This window comes from Olivibacter sp. CPCC 100613 (assembly GCF_036959255.1).
Lineage (GTDB): Bacteria > Bacteroidota > Bacteroidia > Sphingobacteriales > Sphingobacteriaceae > Olivibacter.
The window spans coordinates 982,980-1,002,558 of record NZ_JAWMTI010000001.1 but is presented as its reverse complement, the minus strand read 5'-3'; the positions used below and the strand labels follow the sequence as shown (position 1 = coordinate 1,002,558).

Sequence of the window (19,579 nt, the reverse complement as noted above, 5' to 3'; positions counted from 1 at the left end):
GTGTCCTAAGTGTCATTAATAACAATCTATTTTTTGTTTTGTGTTAAAGCTATCAATTGCAATAGAATGGCAATTTATCTAAGTTTGCAGTAAAGTAGGAGAAACATTGAATAAGCTGACATTAAAATACGAGCTGGATATCGACTTCAATTTAATTGCCATAACTTGCCCTTTAAAGGATTATCGACTATGCTATTATATTAATAAAGTTACAGGGCTAGACCTTCGTAAAATAGACGATCACGAAATTTGGCAGGATAACCGACATGTTTTTTATTTTGGACGATACTATTATGAAGACAACAACACCGAAATCGCTTACTATCTCTTAAATAATAAAGGCATCGAAGGAGGAATACTCATTCCCGAAATGAAAGTAACCGATTTCTTTTTACTGATAAAAAATCCGATTGATGAAGAACTTTTGGAATGGCAGGTTGATCAACTCAATAATTTAAAAGAAGTAGTCGTAGCATCCGAAATAGATCCGCATAAGTTGAAATCGAGAGAAAATTTAGTATTTTAGCTTGAGAATGATTTTATTACCTTTGCCTGTGTAATTTTTACACTATTGTGAATAGAGATCGTACGTTTTTTGCCTGAGCGGGAAATAATAATTGAAGAATAATAGAATTAACAACCATAAAAGAATAGCCACATTTCCGGTAAACCAAGGATTTGCAGTCTGTTCAAAGCCATTAAAAACTAGCAATAAAATGAAAAAAGTTCATAAGAGAACTAAAATTGTGGCCACTTTAGGCCCCGCTTCATCGCCAAAAGAAATATTAAGCAGCTTAATTGAAAAGGGTGTAGATGTCTGTCGTCTAAATTTTTCGCATGGTAGCCAAGAGGATCATCTGAAGGTTATTAATACGATAAAGGAGATTAATGCCGAAAATAATTTAAATATCGGAATCTTGGCCGACTTACAAGGCCCTAAAATACGAATTGGAAAAATGAAAGAGGGGGGAGCCATCCTACTCAATGGCAAACAACTTCGCATCACGACTAAAGAGATGATAGGAAATGAGGACGAGATCTACATTACTTATCAGGAATTTCCAAAAGATGTTACTGAAGGGGAAATCATTCTTTTAGATGATGGAAAAATCCAGTTAAGGGTATTAAAAACGAATGGTATTGACACGGTTACTTGCGAGGTGGTGCACGGAGGCGTGCTCACATCCAGAAAAGGGGTCAACCTTCCTAATACAAAGGTTTCTATTCCTAGTTTAACAGAAGAAGACTTGGATAATCTTCATTTTGTATTAAATTATGATATCGAATGGATTGGCATGTCTTTCGTTCGTACGGCAGAGGACATTCTTCTCTGCAAAAAGATAATCGCCGAGCGAGGTAAAACAGCGCGCGTTATCGCAAAAGTTGAAAAACCCGAAGCAATCGAGAACATCGATAGCATTATCGCTGCTACAGATGGCGTTATGGTTGCTAGAGGGGACTTAGGGGTTGAAATACCAATGGAGCAAGTGCCATTGTTGCAAAAAATGATTGTTCAGAAATGCCGCGATGCTTCGAAGCCCGTGATTATTGCCACCCAGATGCTGGAAAGTATGATCACAACACCGAGGCCAACCCGAGCGGAAGTTAATGATGTAGCAAACTCTGTTTTAGATGGAGCTGATGCCGTTATGCTGAGCGGCGAAACCTCCGTTGGAGAATTCCCTGAAATAGTGATCGAAACCATGACGAAGATTATCAAAAACGTAGAAGGTACAGCATATCCTTACTTTTCCTCTCGCAAACCGGGCCATAACCCTTCCACCTCGATTCCCGATTCGATTTGTGCATCGTCGGTGTACCTTGCTCAACAGGTAAAAGCAAAAGCGATTGTGGCAATGACCTCTTCCGGTTATACTGCCTTCGAGATCTCGAGTCACAGACCGGACTCAGATATTCATATTTTTACCGGAAACAAATCGCTGCTTAACACGCTTAGCTTGCTTTGGGGAGTAAAAGGATTTTATTATGATGGGGAAGAAAGTACAGATTCTTCGATAGCCGATGTGAACTCCCAACTTAAAGCGGCCGGGTTGATCGCTTCCGGTGATCTTATTGTGAACACGGCATCGATTCCGATTAGCGAAAAAGGAAGAACAAATATGATTAAGGTTACTGAAATCAGATAAGGTCATTAATGTTCATTGGTAATGCTTTCGTTAGGTATTACCAATGAGCCTTATACGGAAATTCCCTCGAGCTGGCTTTTTATTTTTTTTACATCTGCACTAACCCTAGCAGGTTGAACTTGATCCAAAACTGTTATTTCTTTCATTTTATCCTGCTCTGACCTATAAATAACCAGCAATTCTTCATTACCGGTCAATACGTCATATGGTCCTTTGGCGCTCATCAATTTAACCAGCACAGGCAAAGATTCGAAGAAAATAAACAATAAGCTAATGAACGTTATTGACCAATAATTACTTTCATTCAGTTTTCCTTCTTCATCGTACTTTAATTGGCCAAGAGCCTCATTTCGATCAGCAAAACCGGCAAATTGAACAATACGACCTAACTCATTGGATGTCATTATTTTTTCACTAAGTAAACCATCGGCCTGCCGTCTATCTTTTATAAACTGTTCAAGAACGCCAATTTGCAAGCGTAAATCCTGTTCCCTCTTTTCTTGCACCTTTAATGCGTCTTCTTTTCTTTTGGCGTAAGGGCCATACCCCATCACACCTGAGGTCTCCGCTGTTTTGCTTCCAAAAATTTCAAAATTTAAATTTTGCCGTTCTCGTTTCATCGATTGAATAAGAGCCTCGAGTTCGGACTTCAATTCTCTCAATTTGTCGATATCCTTGGTGTATTTATCATCAAAGGAACGATTTAATTTGTCAATCCGTTGCCTTTGCGCATTTAAGTAATTTACCTTAAGCTGCTCTGTTATTTCTTTGTCAAAAATCTTTAGCTCCAAAGGCCTTGAAATCACAACCCCTACCAATATCGCCAGAAATAGGCGAGGGGCTGCCTGTAAAAATTGTTTAAACGGCGTAACCGCTTTATCAATGGACGCAACAATGTACCGATCCATATTAAAAATAGCCATTCCCCAAACGATACCAAAAGAGATCGACGCAAGCAGGGCATAGGCATTTCCGCTAAATACAAAGTAAAGTGCGTAACTACCGGCAATGGCGGCGAATAAACCTGTAAAAAAAATAGTCGCACCAATACCGACATATTTATTATGCTCTGAGGGAGTCTTCAATAAAGTTGGTATGTGTGCTCCACTACAAAACCAAAAAAAACGATTAATCTTCCTCATAACTCACATTAACTATTACAGGTATTGCAACAACCCCTCAAAGGCCATTCCTCGAGAGGCTTTCAAAAGAATCGTGGTGTTTTCAAGCGGCTTTTTTTCAAGCGCTTTCTGTGCGGCGTCAAGCGACTCATAGTATTCTACATTATCCGTGTCCTGTCTTTGTTCAAAAAAGTTTTTCCCAATAAAAATTTTCCGAGAAAGCGGCATCGCATGAACACGCGCAATCAGACGACGATGCTCGTCAGGTGCCTCATTGCCCAACTCATACATATCGCCCAAAATAGAAACCTTTTGGTCTGCCTCAAGGCTTTCTAGGTTATCCAAAGCTGCCCACATACTACTTGCGTTCGCATTATAGTAGTCGCAGATAACTGTATTTTTATTGGTCCGCATTATTTGCGAACGATTATTTGTAGGCGTATATCTTTCAATGCCTCGATTGATCTCCTCGGGCCTCAATCCAAAATACAAACCCACAGCTACAGCGGCTAAAACATTTTCTAAGTTGTATGAGCCTGTTAAATTTGTAGAAACAAGCTGGCTGTCGCAACCGTATGCCTTGACACTACGCCAACATAGCTTCAAAACAGGATTAATGGAAAGTAGCTCACCGCTGATATTATTTGCTTCGTCCAAACCATAGGTTAAAATTTGCTTAAAACTTCTATTGTTTGCCATTGACAATAAGTGGCTATTGTCGCCTTGCAAAAATAGAACCCCTTCATGCCCTTCCAGCCAATCATATAATTCCCCTTTTGCCTTCTTCACCCCCTCAAAGCTTCCGAACCCCTCTAAATGGGCTTTGCCAACATTTGTAATAAGCCCTAATCCAGGCTTCGATATTCCGCATAAAAAAGCAATTTCCCCAATATGGTTAGCACCCATTTCTATAATGGCAAGCTCTGTATTCGATTTGATTGCCAAAATACTCAATGGCACTCCTATATGGTTATTCAAATTGCCCTTTGTGGCATAGGTGTTAAATTTTTGTGATAATACTGCTTGTAGGAGCTCTTTCGTAGTCGTTTTTCCGTTCGTTCCCGTAACACCAACAATCGGTATTTTTAGCTGATCACGGTGGTAACGCGCTAAAGCTTGAAGAGTTTCCAGAACATCTGAAACGCGCACAATGCGTTTGTTTTCTACTGATATTGGCTCGTCCACAACCGCGAAACTCGCCCCTAACTCCAATGCTTTTTCAGCAAATAGATTGCCATTAAATGTAGCTCCCCTTAGTGCAAAAAAAAGGCATCCAGGCAGTATATTTCTTGTGTCTGTCGATATATTTTGGTTTTCCTGAAAAAGCTTATAAAGCGTTGCAATCTCCATAAAAATGATTTTGCGACTAATTTACGTAATTTATAGTACGGAGAATAGACTCCCACTATCAAGTATTCTAGCTCAAGTGCTATGCTATTCCTTTTTGACATGGATAGAATCAGCTTGATGCTTCTGCTCCTCTTCTTCCTTTTTCATCTCCGCGATGCATTTTAATCCTTCTTCCGTCATGATCCATTCCGTGTAAGAAGCCCTATTTTCTTCCGAAAAATTTTCACGACATTGCCAAACAGGTAAATTTCTTATATGATTATCTGCTTCGTCGCTTAAAAAAAGTTTAGCCCCGATCGGTAGTAGCATTTTAATACTGACGCGCTGGTCACGCATGAGTTCTCCCTGTGGCAAAGTTGAGTTGTTATCGAACACAATATGCTGTTCCTGCTGATTCACATTATAGATAATTCCTTCTGCTCTTTTAGCCGCTAAATCAAAGTTCTTTCCCCTTGCGTGAAACTCCTGTACCAGTTTCGCTGGACTATTACTCTCCGCCCTTATAATGCTAATGTCCACTCCATTCATATTTCTAAATTTGCCCCTTTTCCGATTAGACTTTATAATAGTACCCAGAGAATCCAATCGATTACCATTGGAATCAACCTTTTTTATTACATTAACATCGTTTATATCCACATAATAAGCTGGAAACGGTGCTAACAGCCGTTCTTGAACAATGGATGCGTCTTCTCTAAAGTCCTGAGCCGTTTGAATTGTATAATAAGTAAGCGTCCCCGCCGCGACTAGCCAGAGCACCAAAAGGCCAAAACCGACATAGCTCCCTGCTATACGTCTGTTAAAGACGATACGGATCGCTAGTATTATGAGTGCCAATAACGGAATTGCCAAACTGAAGAAGGCGGCAACAATGACGACACCTTTATAGGTTTCAGGAACGAGATATAATGGAAAATCCGGATCGTACAATCCACCGAAGCCTTCTCCTGTCCAATCCGGTATCGCCAGAATCAGGCAAACAAGCAGGCCAATAATGCCCGCACTTAACCCGAAAATAATCAACGCGCCGATAACTTTTAGGAGCACAATGAATGCTTTAGCAATAAAATTTGCAGCGCCCTCCAAGGAATTTGCAGCGCTATTTAGGCCGGGTTTGATTCTTTCCCCGGCCATAGTAAAATTTCCACGCAGGCCCTCCATTTCCTCTTCAAAATTCTTTTTAAAATTTTGCAAATTAGGTGCTTCTCCACGCATAGCCATCCGATCTGCTCGGGTTTTTGCTAGAGGCACAACGATCCAAAGTATAATGTATAAAAGAAAACCGGTTCCGGCAAAAACAAACAGAAGCACCATTGCCAATCGAACCCAAAGAGTTTCTATATCCAGATAATGGCCCAAACCGGAACATACGCCGCCAAACACTTTATCATCGGGATCCCTAAATAACTTACGTGTACCGGAATAATTCGAACGGTAATAGGATTGTTGTGCATAATCATAAGGATCACCCGTATTGTCACTCTCAAAGTCACTCACCTTTCCCATCTGAGCACAAACCTCTTCGACATCTTGTGTGGTAATAACTTCTTTCTTTCCAGGGACAATCCGCTCACTGAACATTTCCGCAATTCTGTTCTCAATATCACCGACAATCTCCTTGCTATCTTCAGTATAGGCAAAATGCTTTTTTACATCGATCATGTATGAACGCAAAGCATCATAAGCATCTTCTTCAATATGAAAAACAATGCCGTTTATATTTATTATTATTGTTTTATTCATGGCTAATCATTTATTAAAGGTTGACATCTTTGTTCGCTTCGGTGTTGCTTGATTCGGTGGATGTTTTTACCGCAAACACGAGCTCATTCCAGGTTTCATCTAGGGCCTTGAGCACTTCTTGCCCTGCTGCCGTTATTTGATAATATTTTCTTGGAGGGCCTGAGTTTGACTCTTTCCAGATATAACTCAGTAATTCATTATTTTTCAACCTGGTCAACAGAGGATATAGTGTACCCTCTACCACCAGTAGGCGAGCCGTCTTCAGCTCATTGATGATATCTGAGGCATATATTTCCCCCCGGGAAATAATTGACAGAATACAGTATTCCAGTATTCCTTTCCTCATTTGGGTTTGTGTATTTTCTACTATCATATAACAAAGATATATGTTTTATTAGGTATTATGCAATACATAGTAGCTTGTTAAAAACATAATAACTCATAAACAACTGATAATCAGTCATAAAAAATTTAACACAACCAATAAACATCATCTTTATAAATGATTATTCGTAAAACGCCCTATGAAGCCTGCTTATTAAAGCTATTTGAATAATCAGCAAATAGTGTATTTTTCACACAATCCATTTGCTTTTTAATATTTCATCCAATACATTTGGAAATTAAATCCTTATAAACAAAAGCATGATTAAAGCGGCTAACCTAAAGAAACTATTTATTGAAAATTTTAGTCAAGACCCATTAATTGTCCGCTCACCTGGAAGAGTTAATCTTATCGGAGAACATACGGATTATAATGAAGGACTTGTTCTCCCGGCAGCAATTAACAAAAATGTGTACTTAGCGATTGCAAAAAACAAAACAGACAAAATTCGCCTTTACGCCATAGATCTCTCTGACTCCTTTGAAACGACAATTAGCGCCATAAAAAAAACCGATAAACTATGGCCGGATTATATTCTAGGCGTTATTGAACAATTGCAGTTAAATAACTATACCATCGATGAAGGTTTTGATATTGCATTTACCGGAGACATCCCTCAAGGAGCAGGTTTATCATCCTCTGCAGCATTGGAGTGTGCCACAGCATTTGCACTGAGTACCCTATTTCAGTTGAATTTAAGTAAGCTGGATATCGCTCTTTTATCCCAAGCTGCGGAAAATCAATTTGTTGGGGTGAATTGTGGATTAATGGATCAATTTGCAAGCGTCTTCGGAAAAGAACAACACCTCGTAAAACTAGACTGCGCGGATTACTCCTACGAGTATATACCTTTTAACACAAATGATATTAAAATATTATTACTCGATACGCAGGTGAAACACTCTTTAGCTTCCTCTGCTTATAACGAACGTCGGGAGCAATGTGAGGAAGGTGTCCGATTGATTAATCAATATGACCCCGCTGTTACCAGTTTAAGGCATGCTTCGGAAGAATTACTTTTAAAATATGTAAAACCGGTTAACGAGATCGTATATAAAAGATGTAGTTATGTAGTCGCAGAAATTGAACGGTTACAGCTTGCTTGTGAGGATCTAAAAAAAGACGATTTCATTGCTTTTGGAAAACGCATGTTCGAAACGCATGAAGGCCTGGAAAACCAGTATGAAGTAAGTTGTAAGGAACTAGATCTTTTGGTACAACTGGTAAAGGGCAACCAACATGTTTTAGGAGCTCGTATGATGGGAGGGGGCTTTGGCGGTTGCACTATTAATCTTGTCAAGGCAAGCAAAGCGGAAGAAGTGGCTCGGGAAGTTGCTGCCGCATATAAAGAACAGACAGGGATAGATATTCCGTATTATATTGCTGAAATAAATTCCGGAACAGGTGTTGTTAATTTAACTCAAGCATCGTATGGCCAGATATAAGCTTCCCTTACTGAAAGATTTCAAAACTAAAGGAGGTGGAAAGAGCAGTGCGTTAGTCATATTAAAAAACAACCGGGGGATGCAGGTAGCCCTAACAAACTATGGAGCAAGAATAGTGAGCCTCATCGTTCCGGACAAAAAAGGAAATCTGATCGATGTTGTTTTAGGTTTCAGTAGTATTACCAATTACCTGCAAGCCGATGAATCATATCATGGAGCGACCATTGGACGGTACGCCAACCGGATAAACAAAGGCACCTTTGAACTGAAGGGTGTGACTTACAAAGTTGAACCGAACAATGGTTCGAATGCCTTACACGGTGGAAGAAATGGTTTTCACACGAAGATTTGGGACCGAAGACTTAACAATCCCAATCAGGTAACCTTCTATTATACTTCTGCTGATGGAGAAGAGGGCTTTCCCGGTAAATTAACTGTTTCGGTAGATTATTTACTAACAGATGACAACGAGCTCCAACTAAGTTATCGAGCAACCAGCGATCAAGATACGATTATAAATCTTACAAATCATGCTTACTTTAATCTGAATGGGGAGGGCTCCGGGTCCATTTTAGATCATGTGGTTGAAATTGCAGCGGATCAATTTCTCCCCATCAATGACGTTCAAATTCCATTGGGAGAACTTCGGTCGGTTAATGATTCCCCCTTTGATTTTCGTAAACCACGGCCTATCTCTTCCTCTATATTAAACGATGATGAACAACTCAAAAGGGGCGGGGGATACGACCACACCTTTGTTTTACACCGCAACAATACAGACAAAAAGTATGTTGCTGCTTCTGCCTATTCAACCCAAAGTGGGATTAAACTTGAAGTGCTTACGACAGAACCCGGTATACAATTTTATACCGGAAATGCCCTAACAGGAAAAGATAAAGGAAAATCAGGAAATTCCTACGCGAAGCAACACGCTTTTTGCTTCGAGACACAACACTTTCCTGATGCTCCTAATCAAGCACACTTTCCATCACCGATCTTACGTGCGGGACAATCGTTTCAGTCCCAAACAATTTATCGATTTCACGTGCAAAAATAAAATCACCATAATAAAAGGCCAATGAAAACCTTACACACTACTGATTACTTTGTTTTTCTATTCTACTTTTTGATTGTAGCACTGTACGGCTACTGGGTATATCAAAAAAAGAAATCACTCACCGCCGACTCGAAAGATTATTTTCTTGCAGAAGGCTCCTTAACCTGGTGGGCAATCGGAGCATCATTAATTGCGTCCAATATTTCTGCCGAACAATTCATCGGGATGAGCGGCTCGGGCTTTAAAATGGGATTAGCCATCGCTGCTTACGAATGGATGGCCGCTATAACACTCATCATAGTCGGTATCTTCTTTATTCCCGTATATCTTAAAAATAAGATATACACCATGCCCCAATTCTTAAATCAACGTTATAATAGCACGGTAAGTATTGTAATGGCCATATTTTGGTTATTACTTTATGTTATTGTTAACCTTACATCAATTCTGTACTTAGGTGCGCTAGCCGTATCCAGTATATCAGGTATCAATTTCACCGTTTGTATTTTTGCTCTTGCTATTTTTGCTATTATAATTACACTTGGCGGTATGAAAGTTATTGGGTTTACGGATGTAATCCAAGTATTCTTTCTCATCCTTGGTGGCTTGGCAACAACCTACATAGCGCTAAATTTAGTAGCAGATCATTTTGGTCTACATGGCGCATTAAGTGGATTGGGGCTCATGTACGAAAAAGCGCCCGACCATTTCCAGATGATTTTCGGAAAAGATAATGAGAATTACCTCGATTTACCGGGGTTGTCGGTACTAATTGGCGGTTTATGGATTGTCAATTTGAATTATTGGGGATGTAATCAATACATTACACAACGCGCCTTGGGTGCCGATTTAAAGACCGCACGAGGAGGGCTGTTATTTGCTGCAGGGTTAAAGCTTCTAATGCCTGTAATTGTTGTGCTTCCGGGGATTGCAGCTTATATCCTATACAAGGAAGGTTATTTTCAGCAAGAAATGCTTCAAGATGGAAGTGTAAATCCTGATCACGCCTATCCCGTACTGCTTAATCTTTTACCAACCGGGTTAAAAGGGTTGTCTTTCGCGGCCTTGACAGCTGCGGTAGTGGCTTCATTAGCTGGAAAAGCCAATAGTATTGCTACCATCTTTTCACTCGATGTTTATAAGAAAATTTTTAACAAAGAGGCCTCGGAGAAAAAATTAGTCAACGTAGGAAAGACCACCATTATCGTTTCCATGCTGTTGGCCATTGTAATTTCTCCTTATCTTGGAATAGATAAAAAAGGTGGTTTTCAATACATTCAGGAATATACAGGCTTTGTATCTCCCGGAATTTTCGCCATGTTTATTTTAGGTTTCTTCTGGAAAAAAGCAACATCATCTGCTGCCATGTTTGCAACAGTAGGAGGTTTTATCCTCTCCGTGATTTTTAAATTCTTGCCAAATATAATGGACTTATCCTTCTTGGCTTCTACTGGCTTTTCTGTCAAAAATGCCGAGGGAATTTACGAAATACCTTTCCTTGATCGCATGGGCTTCGTTTTCATCATCTGTATTATGGCCATGTTAGTCATAAGCATCATAGAAAACAACCGTGGAGTGAAACCAAAAGGCTTAGAAGTAGATACGAAGATGTTCCGTGTACATCCCGGTTTTGCGATCGGCTCCCTGTTAGTGACAGGTGTTGTCGCTGCTCTATATTTATTGTTTTGGTAATTGATTATCTTTGCTACGGGACAAATCCCGTAGCAAAAGCTTTTTTTAACGATGCATATTTTCCCATCCACATTCACCTTTTTAAAGGAATTAAAAGAAAATAACAATAGAGAATGGTTTCAAGAACACCGAGCCGACTATGATCTCGCACATCAAAATGTCAAGGATTTTGTTGGTGAATTTATCGTCGCTTTGTCTAAAATAGATCGTTATATCAGTGAAGATATTCCTGTTTCAAAATGTCTCTTTCGAATATACAGAGATACCCGTTTTAGTAAAGACAAAACCCCCTATAAAAATTGGTTTGGCGCCGGTATATCCGTCGCAGGGAGGAAACTTAATGGTCCCGAATACTATTTACATATAGAGCCGGAAAATTCATTTATTGCAGGGGGTTATTGGCGCCCTGAAAAGGAACATCTAGCAGCTATTAGGCAAGAAATTGATTATAATGGCAATCAGTTTAAACAAATTATCACTGCAACTAGCTTCACCAAGTTCTGCACGCTAAATAACGACGACAAACTTAAAAAGGCACCGGCGGGGTATGATCCGGAGCATCCGGATATTGAGTTTCTTAAGCTAAAAAGTTTTACGGCTAGTAAAGCCTTAAGCAATACTGAGCTCTCAAATGATAATGGGCAAGGTATTCATCATTTATTGGCGTTTGCAGAAGCTATGTACGATTTCAAACTGTTCCTTCATCAAGCCTTAGATGAAGAGTAAAACTAACGACTACGTAGCAAGCAGCTTTTATTCGTGGAATCTTTTGTTTTCAAGTGGGGTTAACAAATGCTCTAACCCATTTAATTTGATTTCATACATGGTGGCGAGTAAGGTTCCCAATTTCCCCTTAGGAAAACCTTGGTTATGGAACCAAATCAAGTAACGCTCGGGCAAACGGGATATAGGCCAATCCTTATATTTTCCATAAGGCATTTTGTAAACAACAAGCGCTTTTAATATTTCCTTATCAGGCTCCATATCACTAACTAGCTAATTCTTGAAGAAGCATAAGTGCTTCATCCACACTTTGAATTCGATCAAATCCAATCCGTAGACTTCCTTTCACCTCTTTTAAATTGCAGACCGATGGATTCTGTTGAACAAACTGCAAAACTTTTCCAAATCGTTCGCTCTCAAAATAGGGCGATTTTTTATTACTTATAAAATAGCCGCGCAACACATTCTTCTTATAGGATATCTTCTCGAAGCCTATTTCCTTACCAAGCCATTGTAAACGAAGTGTATTTAATAATTCTTTTACAGGTTGTGATACCGGGCCAAAACGATCAGCCAAGTCCTGCTCGAAAGACACAATTTCTTCTTCGGTCTTCAATGAAGCCATTTGATTGTATAGATTATAACGTTCACCAACATTAGTGACGTAAGAATCTGGAATATATACTTCTAAATCTGTGTCTATTTGGGTAAAATTCACATATTGTCGCGATTTTTCCTCTTTAAATAGTCCTTCAAACTCGTCGTCCTTTAACTCTTGGATCGCTTCGTCTAAAATCTTATGATACATTTCAAAACCTATTTCTGCGATAAATCCACTTTGTTCAGCACCTAACAAATTTCCACTTCCCCGAATATCCAAATCTCTCATCGCAACATTGAACCCACTCCCTAATTCACTGAATTCTTCAATGGCACTAAGACGTTTACGAGCTTCGGGTGTAAGTGTTGAGAGGGGGGGTGATAGTAAATAACAAAAGGCTTTTTTATTAGATCGACCTACTCTTCCACGCATTTGATGTAAATCACTTAACCCGAACATGTGCGCATGATTAATAACAATCGTGTTCGCATTCGGAATGTCCAAGCCCGCCTCGATAATTGTTGTAGCCACAAGCACATCAAATTCATGATTAATAAATTTAAGCATCACGTCCTCCAGTGCATCTCCTTCCAGTTGTCCATGGGCAACACCACATCTAGCATGGGGCACTAGCTTGGTTATCATGCCCCCTAATTGCCGTAAGTCTTGCACACGATTATGGATAAAAAATACTTGTCCGCCTCGATTAATTTCATACGTTACAGCCTCTTGTATTAGTTTCTCATTAAATACATGCAATTCCGTTTGTACAGGCTGACGATTTGGAGGAGGTGTGCTTATAATGCTTAAATCCCTCGCTCCCATCAATGAAAAATGAAGGGTTCGGGGAATCGGAGTGGCAGTAAGGGTCAATGTATCTACATTAACACGTAACTGCTTGAGCTTTTCCTTAACACCTACACCAAATTTCTGCTCCTCATCAATAATTAATAACCCGAGATCCTTGAATTTTACATCTTTACTGACTAACCGATGTGTTCCGATAACAATGTCAACCTCACCTTCAGATAGCCTTGTCAAGGTATCTTTAATCTCTTTGCTTGTCTTGAATCGATTAATATAATCAATAGTGCAAGGGAAGCCCTTCAAGCGCTCAGAAAATGTTCGGTGATGTTGTAAGGCCAAAATTGTGGTAGGAACCAGTACAGCCACTTGCTTACTATCCGCTACCGCTTTGAATGCGGCACGAACGGCCACCTCTGTCTTTCCAAAGCCAACATCTCCGCATACCAACCGATCCATTGGGTGTGGTGCTTCCATATCCTTTTTGACATCATTGGTTGCCTTTTCTTGATCAGGCGTGTCTTCATAAATGAACGAGGCCTCTAACTCTGTTTGTAAATAAGTATCCAAACTGAAAGCATTTCCGGTTTGCGCCTTACGTTGAGCATACAGCTTAATCAGATCGCGGGCAATATCCTTAACTTTTTTTTTGGTGGTCCTTTTAAGCTTATCCCAAGTATCTGTCCCTAATTTATTCATTTTAGGAAGCGTCCCCTCTTTGCCCGAGTACTTACTTATTCGATTTAATGAGTTGATATTTACATATAGTAAATCATTATCGGCATAAACCAAGCGAATCATTTCCTGCGTTTTGCCATTAACTTCTATCTTCTCCAGGCCTGCATATTTACCAATACCATGATCAATATGGGTAATATAATCTCCAGGCTTAAGATCGCGCAGCTCCTTCAACGTAATTGCCTGGGATCGCGCATAACCCTTTTTATGCTTATATTTATAGTAGCGATCAAAAATTTGATGATCCGTATAACAGGCTAGTTTCAATTCCTCATCACTAAACCCTTCACGTAAGGCTATACTAATAGGTATAAATTTAACCGTCTTATCTAAATCATCTAAAATAGCAAAAAGTCTTTCGATCTGTTTCGGGGAGTCACTAAAAATACCATTAACGATTTTTTTCCCTTCATTCTCCTTTATATTATGGATAAGTAAACCGAAATCCTTGTTGAAGGATGGTTGAGGCCGTTGATTAAATTGAATTTGATGGTCGGCGCCATAAAAAAATTGCTTCCCGAACTCAATGATGGGAAAATCCTGCAGTAGGTTCGCAAGCATCTTTTCATCGGTAAAGCTAAACTTCGGATCAATCCAATCCGGGTTATGCTCTTTGTCCTGAACAGATAATGCAGCCCATAACTTACTTGCATTCTTGTATCCAGCCTGTACGATATCGAGTGTAAATTGAACGTCCTTAATCCATATGGCCGCATCGCTCTCTATATACTCCAATAACGAAATATTGTTTTCTGTTAGAAATTTGGCCTGTACGTTCGGAACGATGGTTACTGTGTGTATTTTATTGACAGAAAGTTGATTCTCGGTGTCAAAAGTACGTATACTCTCGACGAGGTTGCCAAAAAATTCTATGCGATAAGGTAAATCATTGGAAAAAGAAAAGATATCAACGATCCCCCCTCTAACAGCAAATTGGCCAGGTTCATAAACGAAATCCACCCGCTCAAAGTCGTACTCTATTAAAAACTCATTGATAAAGTCGATATCTAGTTTTGCATTAATGGCTATTTCAAGTGTATTTTTGCTCAGTTCGCTTCGATTGATCACTTTTTCGGCCAATGCCTCCGGATAGGTAACAACCATTTTCGGTAATTCCGAAGCATGATTTAACGTACTTAAGGTTTCTGCTCGTTGCAGCACATGTGCGCTATCTGCTTGCGTAAAATCGAAGGGCTTCCGATAAGAAGATGGAAAAAAAAGAACTTGCTTATCCAAAATTCCTTCTAAATCGCTTAAAAAGAACGCTGCTTCTTCATAATCAGGTAACACAAAAATAAAAGGTCGCTCCTGCAGTTGGTAGCTTGAAACAGCGACTAAAGCATCGGCCGATCCGATAAGTCCTTTCAACTGAATTCTAGGCTTAGATCCTTGAATTGCCCTTGTAAGCGATAAAACTCCCTTATGCTCTTTGTATAGTTGTAAAATATCTGTTATTGTCACTGTACTAAATTAAGAATAAAGCCGCTCGAAGTTATTCCGAAGCTTTTAATTGTTCCATATTTTTAACACTTAACCGCGAGGAAATGGCCGACGCCGCCCCGGAAACGAGCAACACGGTTAGAAATACCAGTAAAAAATCAGACCATCGCATCGATACTGGATAAACATCAGATACAATCGTTGTGGTTCCCATACGTACTAATCCAAATTTTTCTTGAATTATACAGAAAATCGCACCCAAAGTTAAGCCTCCTAAACAGCCAATCATCGAAATAAAAATTCCTTCTAAAAAGAAAATACGTTTTACCAATCCGTTCGATGCTCCTAAACTATTTAGCACGGCCACGTCCTTTTGCTTGTCGATTACCAGCATGGTTAGGGATCCAACAATATTAAAGGCCGCAATTACCAGCACAAAGGCGAGAATGAAAAAAACCATCCACTTCTCGCTATTTAATAACTTGTAAAGGCCGGGATTTTGCTCTACTCGGTTCTTTACATTGTATTTTTTACCTAGAACTTTTTGGATATCCGTCTGAAAGCGTGTCAATTTTGCATTCTCTTTAAGATTAATTTCGATCGCCGAAACTTCATCGTATTCTCCGAGTACATCGCGAGCAAAATCAATCGGAACAATGATGAGATCATCTAATTCCTGTTGCGCCTTGAAAACACCTGCCGGTGCAATATTCCTGACATTGAATTCATCAGCTGGATTAAGCGCCGATTTAACACCTTTTTTTGGTGAAAAAATTTCAATCTCCGCCAAAATACTATTCAAGCTCACGCCTAAATTAGTGAAAACGCCTGCTCCCAATATGGCATAGTTTATTCCGTTTTCGTTCAATATAAATTCTCCATCCCACAATAAACCGGCTGCCGGCCGATTTAGACCATAAGACACATCAACTCCCTTCATCGTTGCTATGTATTGATAATCCTTATATCTTAAAAGTACCTTTTCCTGTAATACATGATTATAGCTTAAAATCCGCGGATCTTCCTTAAGCTGCCGAAAAATAACCGTGTCCTCTTTAAATACCTTACCAGAAGCAGGCTCGATCCGTAGCTCAGAGGAAAACGAGCTGTACATACTCAATACCAGCCCTTCCAGACCGTTATAAACAGATAAGATAACAATCAATGCGCCACTTGCCACAAGCACACCGATCATGCTGATGGCCGAAATAACGTTAATGGCATTAACAGATTTTTTGGAGAAAAGGTACCGCTTTGCAATAAAGATGGCAGTATTCATAATATAAAAGCTACTTATGCCCTAACAAAAGGGTTGTTGACCTTTTCCTCCCCTATAGATGTCTCCGGTCCGTGTCCCGGATAAACAACGGTATCATTTGGCAAGTTATAAAGCTTTTCTTTAATGTTCCTTAATAGCAACTGATGATTTCCTCCGGGAAGATCGGTTCTGCCAATACTCCCCTTAAATAAAACATCTCCTCCTATAAGCACCTTTTCCTGCTGATGATAAAAACATAAATGCCCGGGAGAATGCCCTGGTGCAAAAATAAGTGCTAATACTGTATTACCAAAGCTTACCTCTCCAGCTGTTGGTAGAAAGTGTTCAGGGATGGGCGATTGTTCGTATCGTAGTCCAAACATTGGTGCCCTCACTTGAACGTCTGATAGTACAGAAGCTTCCAATTCATGAAATTGAGGAAGCAATCCAAACGCTTCATAAATCACCCTGTTTCCTAGCACATGATCTACATGACAATGGGTGTTCAATAAAAGGGTGGGGTTCAAATTATTCGAACTGATAAAATGAAGCACACGCTTTTCCTCTGCTTCAGTATACATTCCCGGATCTATTATGGCGCAATTAAGCGTCTCATCATATAAAATATAGGTATTTTCAGCAAAGGGATTATTTTCAAACCTTTTTACATGTATCATAATGAACAAACTTAGACAAAATGCTTGGCATTCCCCAATAAGAGCAAAACAAATTGGAACAAGTGATCATCCTCCTGCGTAATCTGAGTGTGTTTTTATCAATCAATGCCATTTCATGGATTTGATCATCACCCGGACATCCTCCTTAAGAAAATCCAATACCGGCTTAACAGAATCGAGCCGAGGTCTTTCATGAAAATACAAGGCTCCTCTTAAATAGTTTCTGGTACTATCCGTTACAAAAAACTGGACAGAAGATGCGCTGTTTCCCTCTATTGAATAAAGAATTCCATACACGCGCTCCTCAGGAAAAGAGATGATCGATTCATCAATCGCCGTAGCCTTTACCGTATGCTTAAAAGCAAAAGTTCTGGCATCCTCCACCAGCTCATTAAAAACCTTTTGACTAGAAATTGGATAATAGCTTAAATGTATACGGGCATTGTAAGGTGAAAAAACAAGGTCAAACCAACAGGGTTTAGCCGACTCATTTGTATCAGGTTCGATCGATGCATAAGTAGGGTAATCAAATTGAAAACGACACGTTCCCTTGAATGTTTGGTACTTTTTGGCAGGAAACTTGATTCGAAAAAAACCACGAGGCTTGGGAGCATAGTCTCTTCCGCAAGAAGAAAATAGCCCTAAAAGAAGAACGTATACAACAATTATTATTCCTCTCGAAATCACGTCGCTAATTTAGTGATTGGTTAGGAATTCCATATTTCCCAGTTTTTTTCCGCTTGTAAATGGAGCATTTCCAATCCATTCTTTATCGTAGCCCCCCCTTTTTTCCCTTCTTTTAAAAAGGCTGTTTCCTCTGGATTGTAGACCAAGTCATAAAGAAGATGTCGCTTATCGATAAACTCATACGGAATTTCAGGTTTTTCATCGATCTTTGGAAAAGTCCCTAGTGGAGTTGTATTGATAATAAGCGGATGCGCTTCAATTATTTCTCTATTTAATTGTTCGTACGAAAGCTGTTTGGGGTTGGCTCGCCTTGAAACGACGTCATAATCGATTCCCAATTTTTTTAGTACGTAGAACACCGCCCGAGCAGCGCCTCCATTTCCCAACACAAGTGCTTTTGAGTGTTGCTTTTTTAATAATGGTTTTAATGATTCTTCAAAACCATAAACATCGGTATTATATCCTTCCAACTGCACTTTCTTCATGCACATTTCTCCGCTAAAAAAAGATTCAACGGGATTTGATTTCACAATCCTGATACAATTAACCGCGTCGATCTCCTTTGCTTCAGGCGATATCTTATCGAGGTAAAACATAACGCCTATTTTATGTGGTATAGTCACATTTAACCCACAAAGCTCAGGTTGCTGCTTTAGCAGGTCAGGTAGATCGCTAATATTTGGAAGAGGTAATAATTCATAATGATAGTCTTTGAGACCTTCCTTTTCGAATTTTTCGTTAAAATATTGCTTAGAAAATGAATGCTTAAGCGGATATCCAATCAATCCAAATTTCTTCATCACTATTTATAATATTCGGAGATTTCTTTACTCCGATCTTTCATTAAAAATTTAACAAACATATATTTACTATGTTTTTGCAGAGCAAAGTTACATAGAAATAAAATGGTCAAAAGTATCACCGCGCAGCCCCAGGCGTATGGTTTCCAATGGAATGACTTCCTGCGGTGCTATATTGCCTAAATTGACGTTACTACCAATCAATTTAATGAACCAAACTTGTTGCGCCTTTATCGGTGCCTCCCAAATAATGGATTCCTGCGGAACTTGTGTTAATATCTCGTCAACTAACCCTTGCCGAACTTCTCCTGTTTCGCGATAAATCCCAACATTACCGCTTTCTCTTGCTTCAGCAATAACCTTCCAAGAACCTGCAGCTAATTCTGCCTTGATAAGCTCAATCCAACGATAGGGGGCTATTATTTTTTTATCATCTTTGGACCCTACTTCAGAGATAACGGTGACCTGTTTACTTAGTATGTCAATATATTTACACTTTTCCTCATGGGGTAAGACAATTGATCCATCGGATATTTCCGCATACTCCATTTTGTACTTATCGAGTACTTTTCTATATGCATCAAATTGATTCCTTATCAAAAAGGCTTCAAACAACGTACCCCCAAAGTAAAAGGGCATCTGTGCATTACGATAAATCTGTAACTTTTCTTCAAGCTTTGGAGTAACCATGGATGTTGCCCATCCTAGTTTTACTATATCGGTATGTGGAGCAGCAACTTCGATGAAATCTTGGGCCTGCCGGGTACTCATACCTTTATCCATCACCATCGTTATCCCATTATTCCGAGGCTTGAGCGTCCGTGTTGGGATATTATTTAACTCAAAGTTCATAGGAATGCAAAGGTGAAAAAAAAAATCAACACTGCTGTACTTTCATGTTGATAAAATGT

Annotated in this window: 17 protein-coding genes; 6 read left to right on the top strand and 11 right to left on the bottom strand. The window is 39.5% G+C overall.

Translation table 11 applies throughout. The features are described 5' to 3' along the window. Positions 1-106 precede the first annotated feature (106 nt). Both RYH73_RS03905 and pyk read left to right on the top strand, forming a co-directional pair. A complete protein-coding gene (locus tag RYH73_RS03905; RefSeq protein WP_335311957.1) occupies positions 107-526 on the top strand; it encodes an IPExxxVDY family protein in 420 nt (139 codons plus the stop codon). A gap of 190 nt (positions 527-716) precedes the next feature. Further along, a complete protein-coding gene (pyk, locus tag RYH73_RS03900) occupies positions 717-2,147 on the top strand; it encodes a pyruvate kinase (protein ID WP_335311956.1) in 1,431 nt (476 codons plus the stop codon). A gap of 50 nt (positions 2,148-2,197) precedes the next feature. Here pyk and RYH73_RS03895 read toward each other — a convergent pair whose 3' ends face one another. The 4 genes from RYH73_RS03895 to RYH73_RS03880 form a co-directional block, all read right to left on the bottom strand. After that, on the bottom strand, positions 2,198-3,289 hold the full coding sequence (locus tag RYH73_RS03895) for a DUF4407 domain-containing protein (protein WP_335311955.1): 1,092 nt from the start codon (positions 3,287-3,289) through the stop codon (positions 2,198-2,200). 15 nt (positions 3,290-3,304) lie between these two features. Then, positions 3,305-4,618: a UDP-N-acetylmuramoyl-tripeptide--D-alanyl-D-alanine ligase gene (locus tag RYH73_RS03890; RefSeq protein WP_335311954.1), complete on the bottom strand. Its 1,314-nt coding sequence runs from the start codon at positions 4,616-4,618 to the stop codon at positions 3,305-3,307. Positions 4,619-4,702: 84 nt separating this feature from the next. Further along, positions 4,703-6,361 carry a PspC domain-containing protein gene (locus tag RYH73_RS03885; protein ID WP_335311953.1) on the bottom strand — a complete coding sequence of 553 codons (1,659 nt, stop codon included), beginning with the start codon at positions 6,359-6,361 and terminating at the stop codon, positions 4,703-4,705. Between the two features lie 13 nt (positions 6,362-6,374). Beyond that, complete coding sequence (locus RYH73_RS03880; RefSeq protein WP_335311952.1) at positions 6,375-6,734, bottom strand: PadR family transcriptional regulator; 360 nt, start codon at positions 6,732-6,734, stop codon at positions 6,375-6,377. Between the two features lie 272 nt (positions 6,735-7,006). On the opposite strand from RYH73_RS03880, the gene galK reads away from it, so the two are divergent. Genes galK through RYH73_RS03860 form a run of 4 tightly spaced genes read left to right on the top strand, consistent with a single transcriptional unit; the run spans position 7,007 to position 11,666 of the window. Next, positions 7,007-8,191 carry a galactokinase gene (galK, locus tag RYH73_RS03875; RefSeq protein ID WP_335311951.1) on the top strand — a complete coding sequence of 395 codons (1,185 nt, stop codon included), beginning with the start codon at positions 7,007-7,009 and terminating at the stop codon, positions 8,189-8,191. Further along, complete coding sequence (locus tag RYH73_RS03870; protein WP_335311949.1) at positions 8,178-9,248, top strand: aldose epimerase family protein; 1,071 nt, start codon at positions 8,178-8,180, stop codon at positions 9,246-9,248. The genes galK and RYH73_RS03870 overlap by 14 nt, the downstream gene beginning before the upstream one ends. Positions 9,249-9,269: 21 nt before the next feature. Beyond that, on the top strand, positions 9,270-10,940 hold the full coding sequence (locus tag RYH73_RS03865; protein WP_335311948.1) for a sodium/sugar symporter: 1,671 nt from the start codon (positions 9,270-9,272) through the stop codon (positions 10,938-10,940). A gap of 51 nt (positions 10,941-10,991) precedes the next feature. Next, the gene (locus RYH73_RS03860; RefSeq protein ID WP_335311947.1) at positions 10,992-11,666 is read left to right on the top strand and encodes a DUF2461 domain-containing protein; all 675 of its coding nucleotides are present in this window, start codon (positions 10,992-10,994) and stop codon (positions 11,664-11,666) included. A gap of 27 nt (positions 11,667-11,693) precedes the next feature. Here RYH73_RS03860 and RYH73_RS03855 read toward each other — a convergent pair whose 3' ends face one another. The 7 genes from RYH73_RS03855 to RYH73_RS03825 all read right to left on the bottom strand — a co-directional run bounded on the left by RYH73_RS03855 (position 11,694) and on the right by RYH73_RS03825 (position 19,520). Continuing rightward, positions 11,694-11,924, bottom strand: coding sequence for a DUF3820 family protein (locus tag RYH73_RS03855; protein WP_335311946.1), 231 nt, complete (start codon positions 11,922-11,924; stop codon positions 11,694-11,696). Positions 11,925-11,928: 4 nt separating this feature from the next. Next, positions 11,929-15,267, bottom strand: a complete 3,339-nt coding sequence (mfd, locus tag RYH73_RS03850; RefSeq protein ID WP_335311945.1) for a transcription-repair coupling factor — start codon at positions 15,265-15,267, stop codon at positions 11,929-11,931. Positions 15,268-15,298: 31 nt separating this feature from the next. Further along, positions 15,299-16,525, bottom strand: a complete 1,227-nt coding sequence (locus RYH73_RS03845; RefSeq protein WP_335311944.1) for an FtsX-like permease family protein — start codon at positions 16,523-16,525, stop codon at positions 15,299-15,301. A gap of 14 nt (positions 16,526-16,539) precedes the next feature. After that, positions 16,540-17,181, bottom strand: a complete 642-nt coding sequence (locus RYH73_RS03840) for an MBL fold metallo-hydrolase (RefSeq protein ID WP_335311943.1) — start codon at positions 17,179-17,181, stop codon at positions 16,540-16,542. A 102-nt stretch (positions 17,182-17,283) separates the two neighbouring features. Then, positions 17,284-17,868, bottom strand: a complete 585-nt coding sequence (gldD, locus tag RYH73_RS03835; protein ID WP_335311942.1) for a gliding motility lipoprotein GldD — start codon at positions 17,866-17,868, stop codon at positions 17,284-17,286. Positions 17,869-17,888: 20 nt separating this feature from the next. Then, positions 17,889-18,668, bottom strand: a complete 780-nt coding sequence (locus RYH73_RS03830) for a shikimate dehydrogenase family protein (RefSeq protein ID WP_335311941.1) — start codon at positions 18,666-18,668, stop codon at positions 17,889-17,891. A 90-nt stretch (positions 18,669-18,758) separates the two neighbouring features. Then, positions 18,759-19,520, bottom strand: a complete 762-nt coding sequence (locus tag RYH73_RS03825) for a phosphosulfolactate synthase (protein ID WP_335311940.1) — start codon at positions 19,518-19,520, stop codon at positions 18,759-18,761. Positions 19,521-19,579 lie beyond the last annotated feature (59 nt).

Coding starts and splice junctions, on each gene's coding strand:
- RYH73_RS03870 (WP_335311949.1), top strand. CDS start 8,178: ATGGCCAGATATAAGCTTCCCTTACTGAAAGATTTCAAAACTAAAGGA.
- RYH73_RS03885 (WP_335311953.1), bottom strand. CDS start 6,361: ATGAATAAAACAATAATAATAAATATAAACGGCATTGTTTTTCATATT.
- RYH73_RS03825 (WP_335311940.1), bottom strand. CDS start 19,520: ATGAACTTTGAGTTAAATAATATCCCAACACGGACGCTCAAGCCTCGG.
- galK (WP_335311951.1), top strand. CDS start 7,007: ATGATTAAAGCGGCTAACCTAAAGAAACTATTTATTGAAAATTTTAGT.
- RYH73_RS03865 (WP_335311948.1), top strand. CDS start 9,270: ATGAAAACCTTACACACTACTGATTACTTTGTTTTTCTATTCTACTTT.
- RYH73_RS03890 (WP_335311954.1), bottom strand. CDS start 4,618: ATGGAGATTGCAACGCTTTATAAGCTTTTTCAGGAAAACCAAAATATA.
- RYH73_RS03860 (WP_335311947.1), top strand. CDS start 10,992: ATGCATATTTTCCCATCCACATTCACCTTTTTAAAGGAATTAAAAGAA.
- pyk (WP_335311956.1), top strand. CDS start 717: ATGAAAAAAGTTCATAAGAGAACTAAAATTGTGGCCACTTTAGGCCCC.
- RYH73_RS03830 (WP_335311941.1), bottom strand. CDS start 18,668: ATGAAGAAATTTGGATTGATTGGATATCCGCTTAAGCATTCATTTTCT.
- RYH73_RS03845 (WP_335311944.1), bottom strand. CDS start 16,525: ATGAATACTGCCATCTTTATTGCAAAGCGGTACCTTTTCTCCAAAAAA.
- RYH73_RS03855 (WP_335311946.1), bottom strand. CDS start 11,924: ATGGAGCCTGATAAGGAAATATTAAAAGCGCTTGTTGTTTACAAAATG.
- RYH73_RS03895 (WP_335311955.1), bottom strand. CDS start 3,289: ATGAGGAAGATTAATCGTTTTTTTTGGTTTTGTAGTGGAGCACACATA.
- RYH73_RS03840 (WP_335311943.1), bottom strand. CDS start 17,181: ATGATACATGTAAAAAGGTTTGAAAATAATCCCTTTGCTGAAAATACC.
- RYH73_RS03880 (WP_335311952.1), bottom strand. CDS start 6,734: ATGATAGTAGAAAATACACAAACCCAAATGAGGAAAGGAATACTGGAA.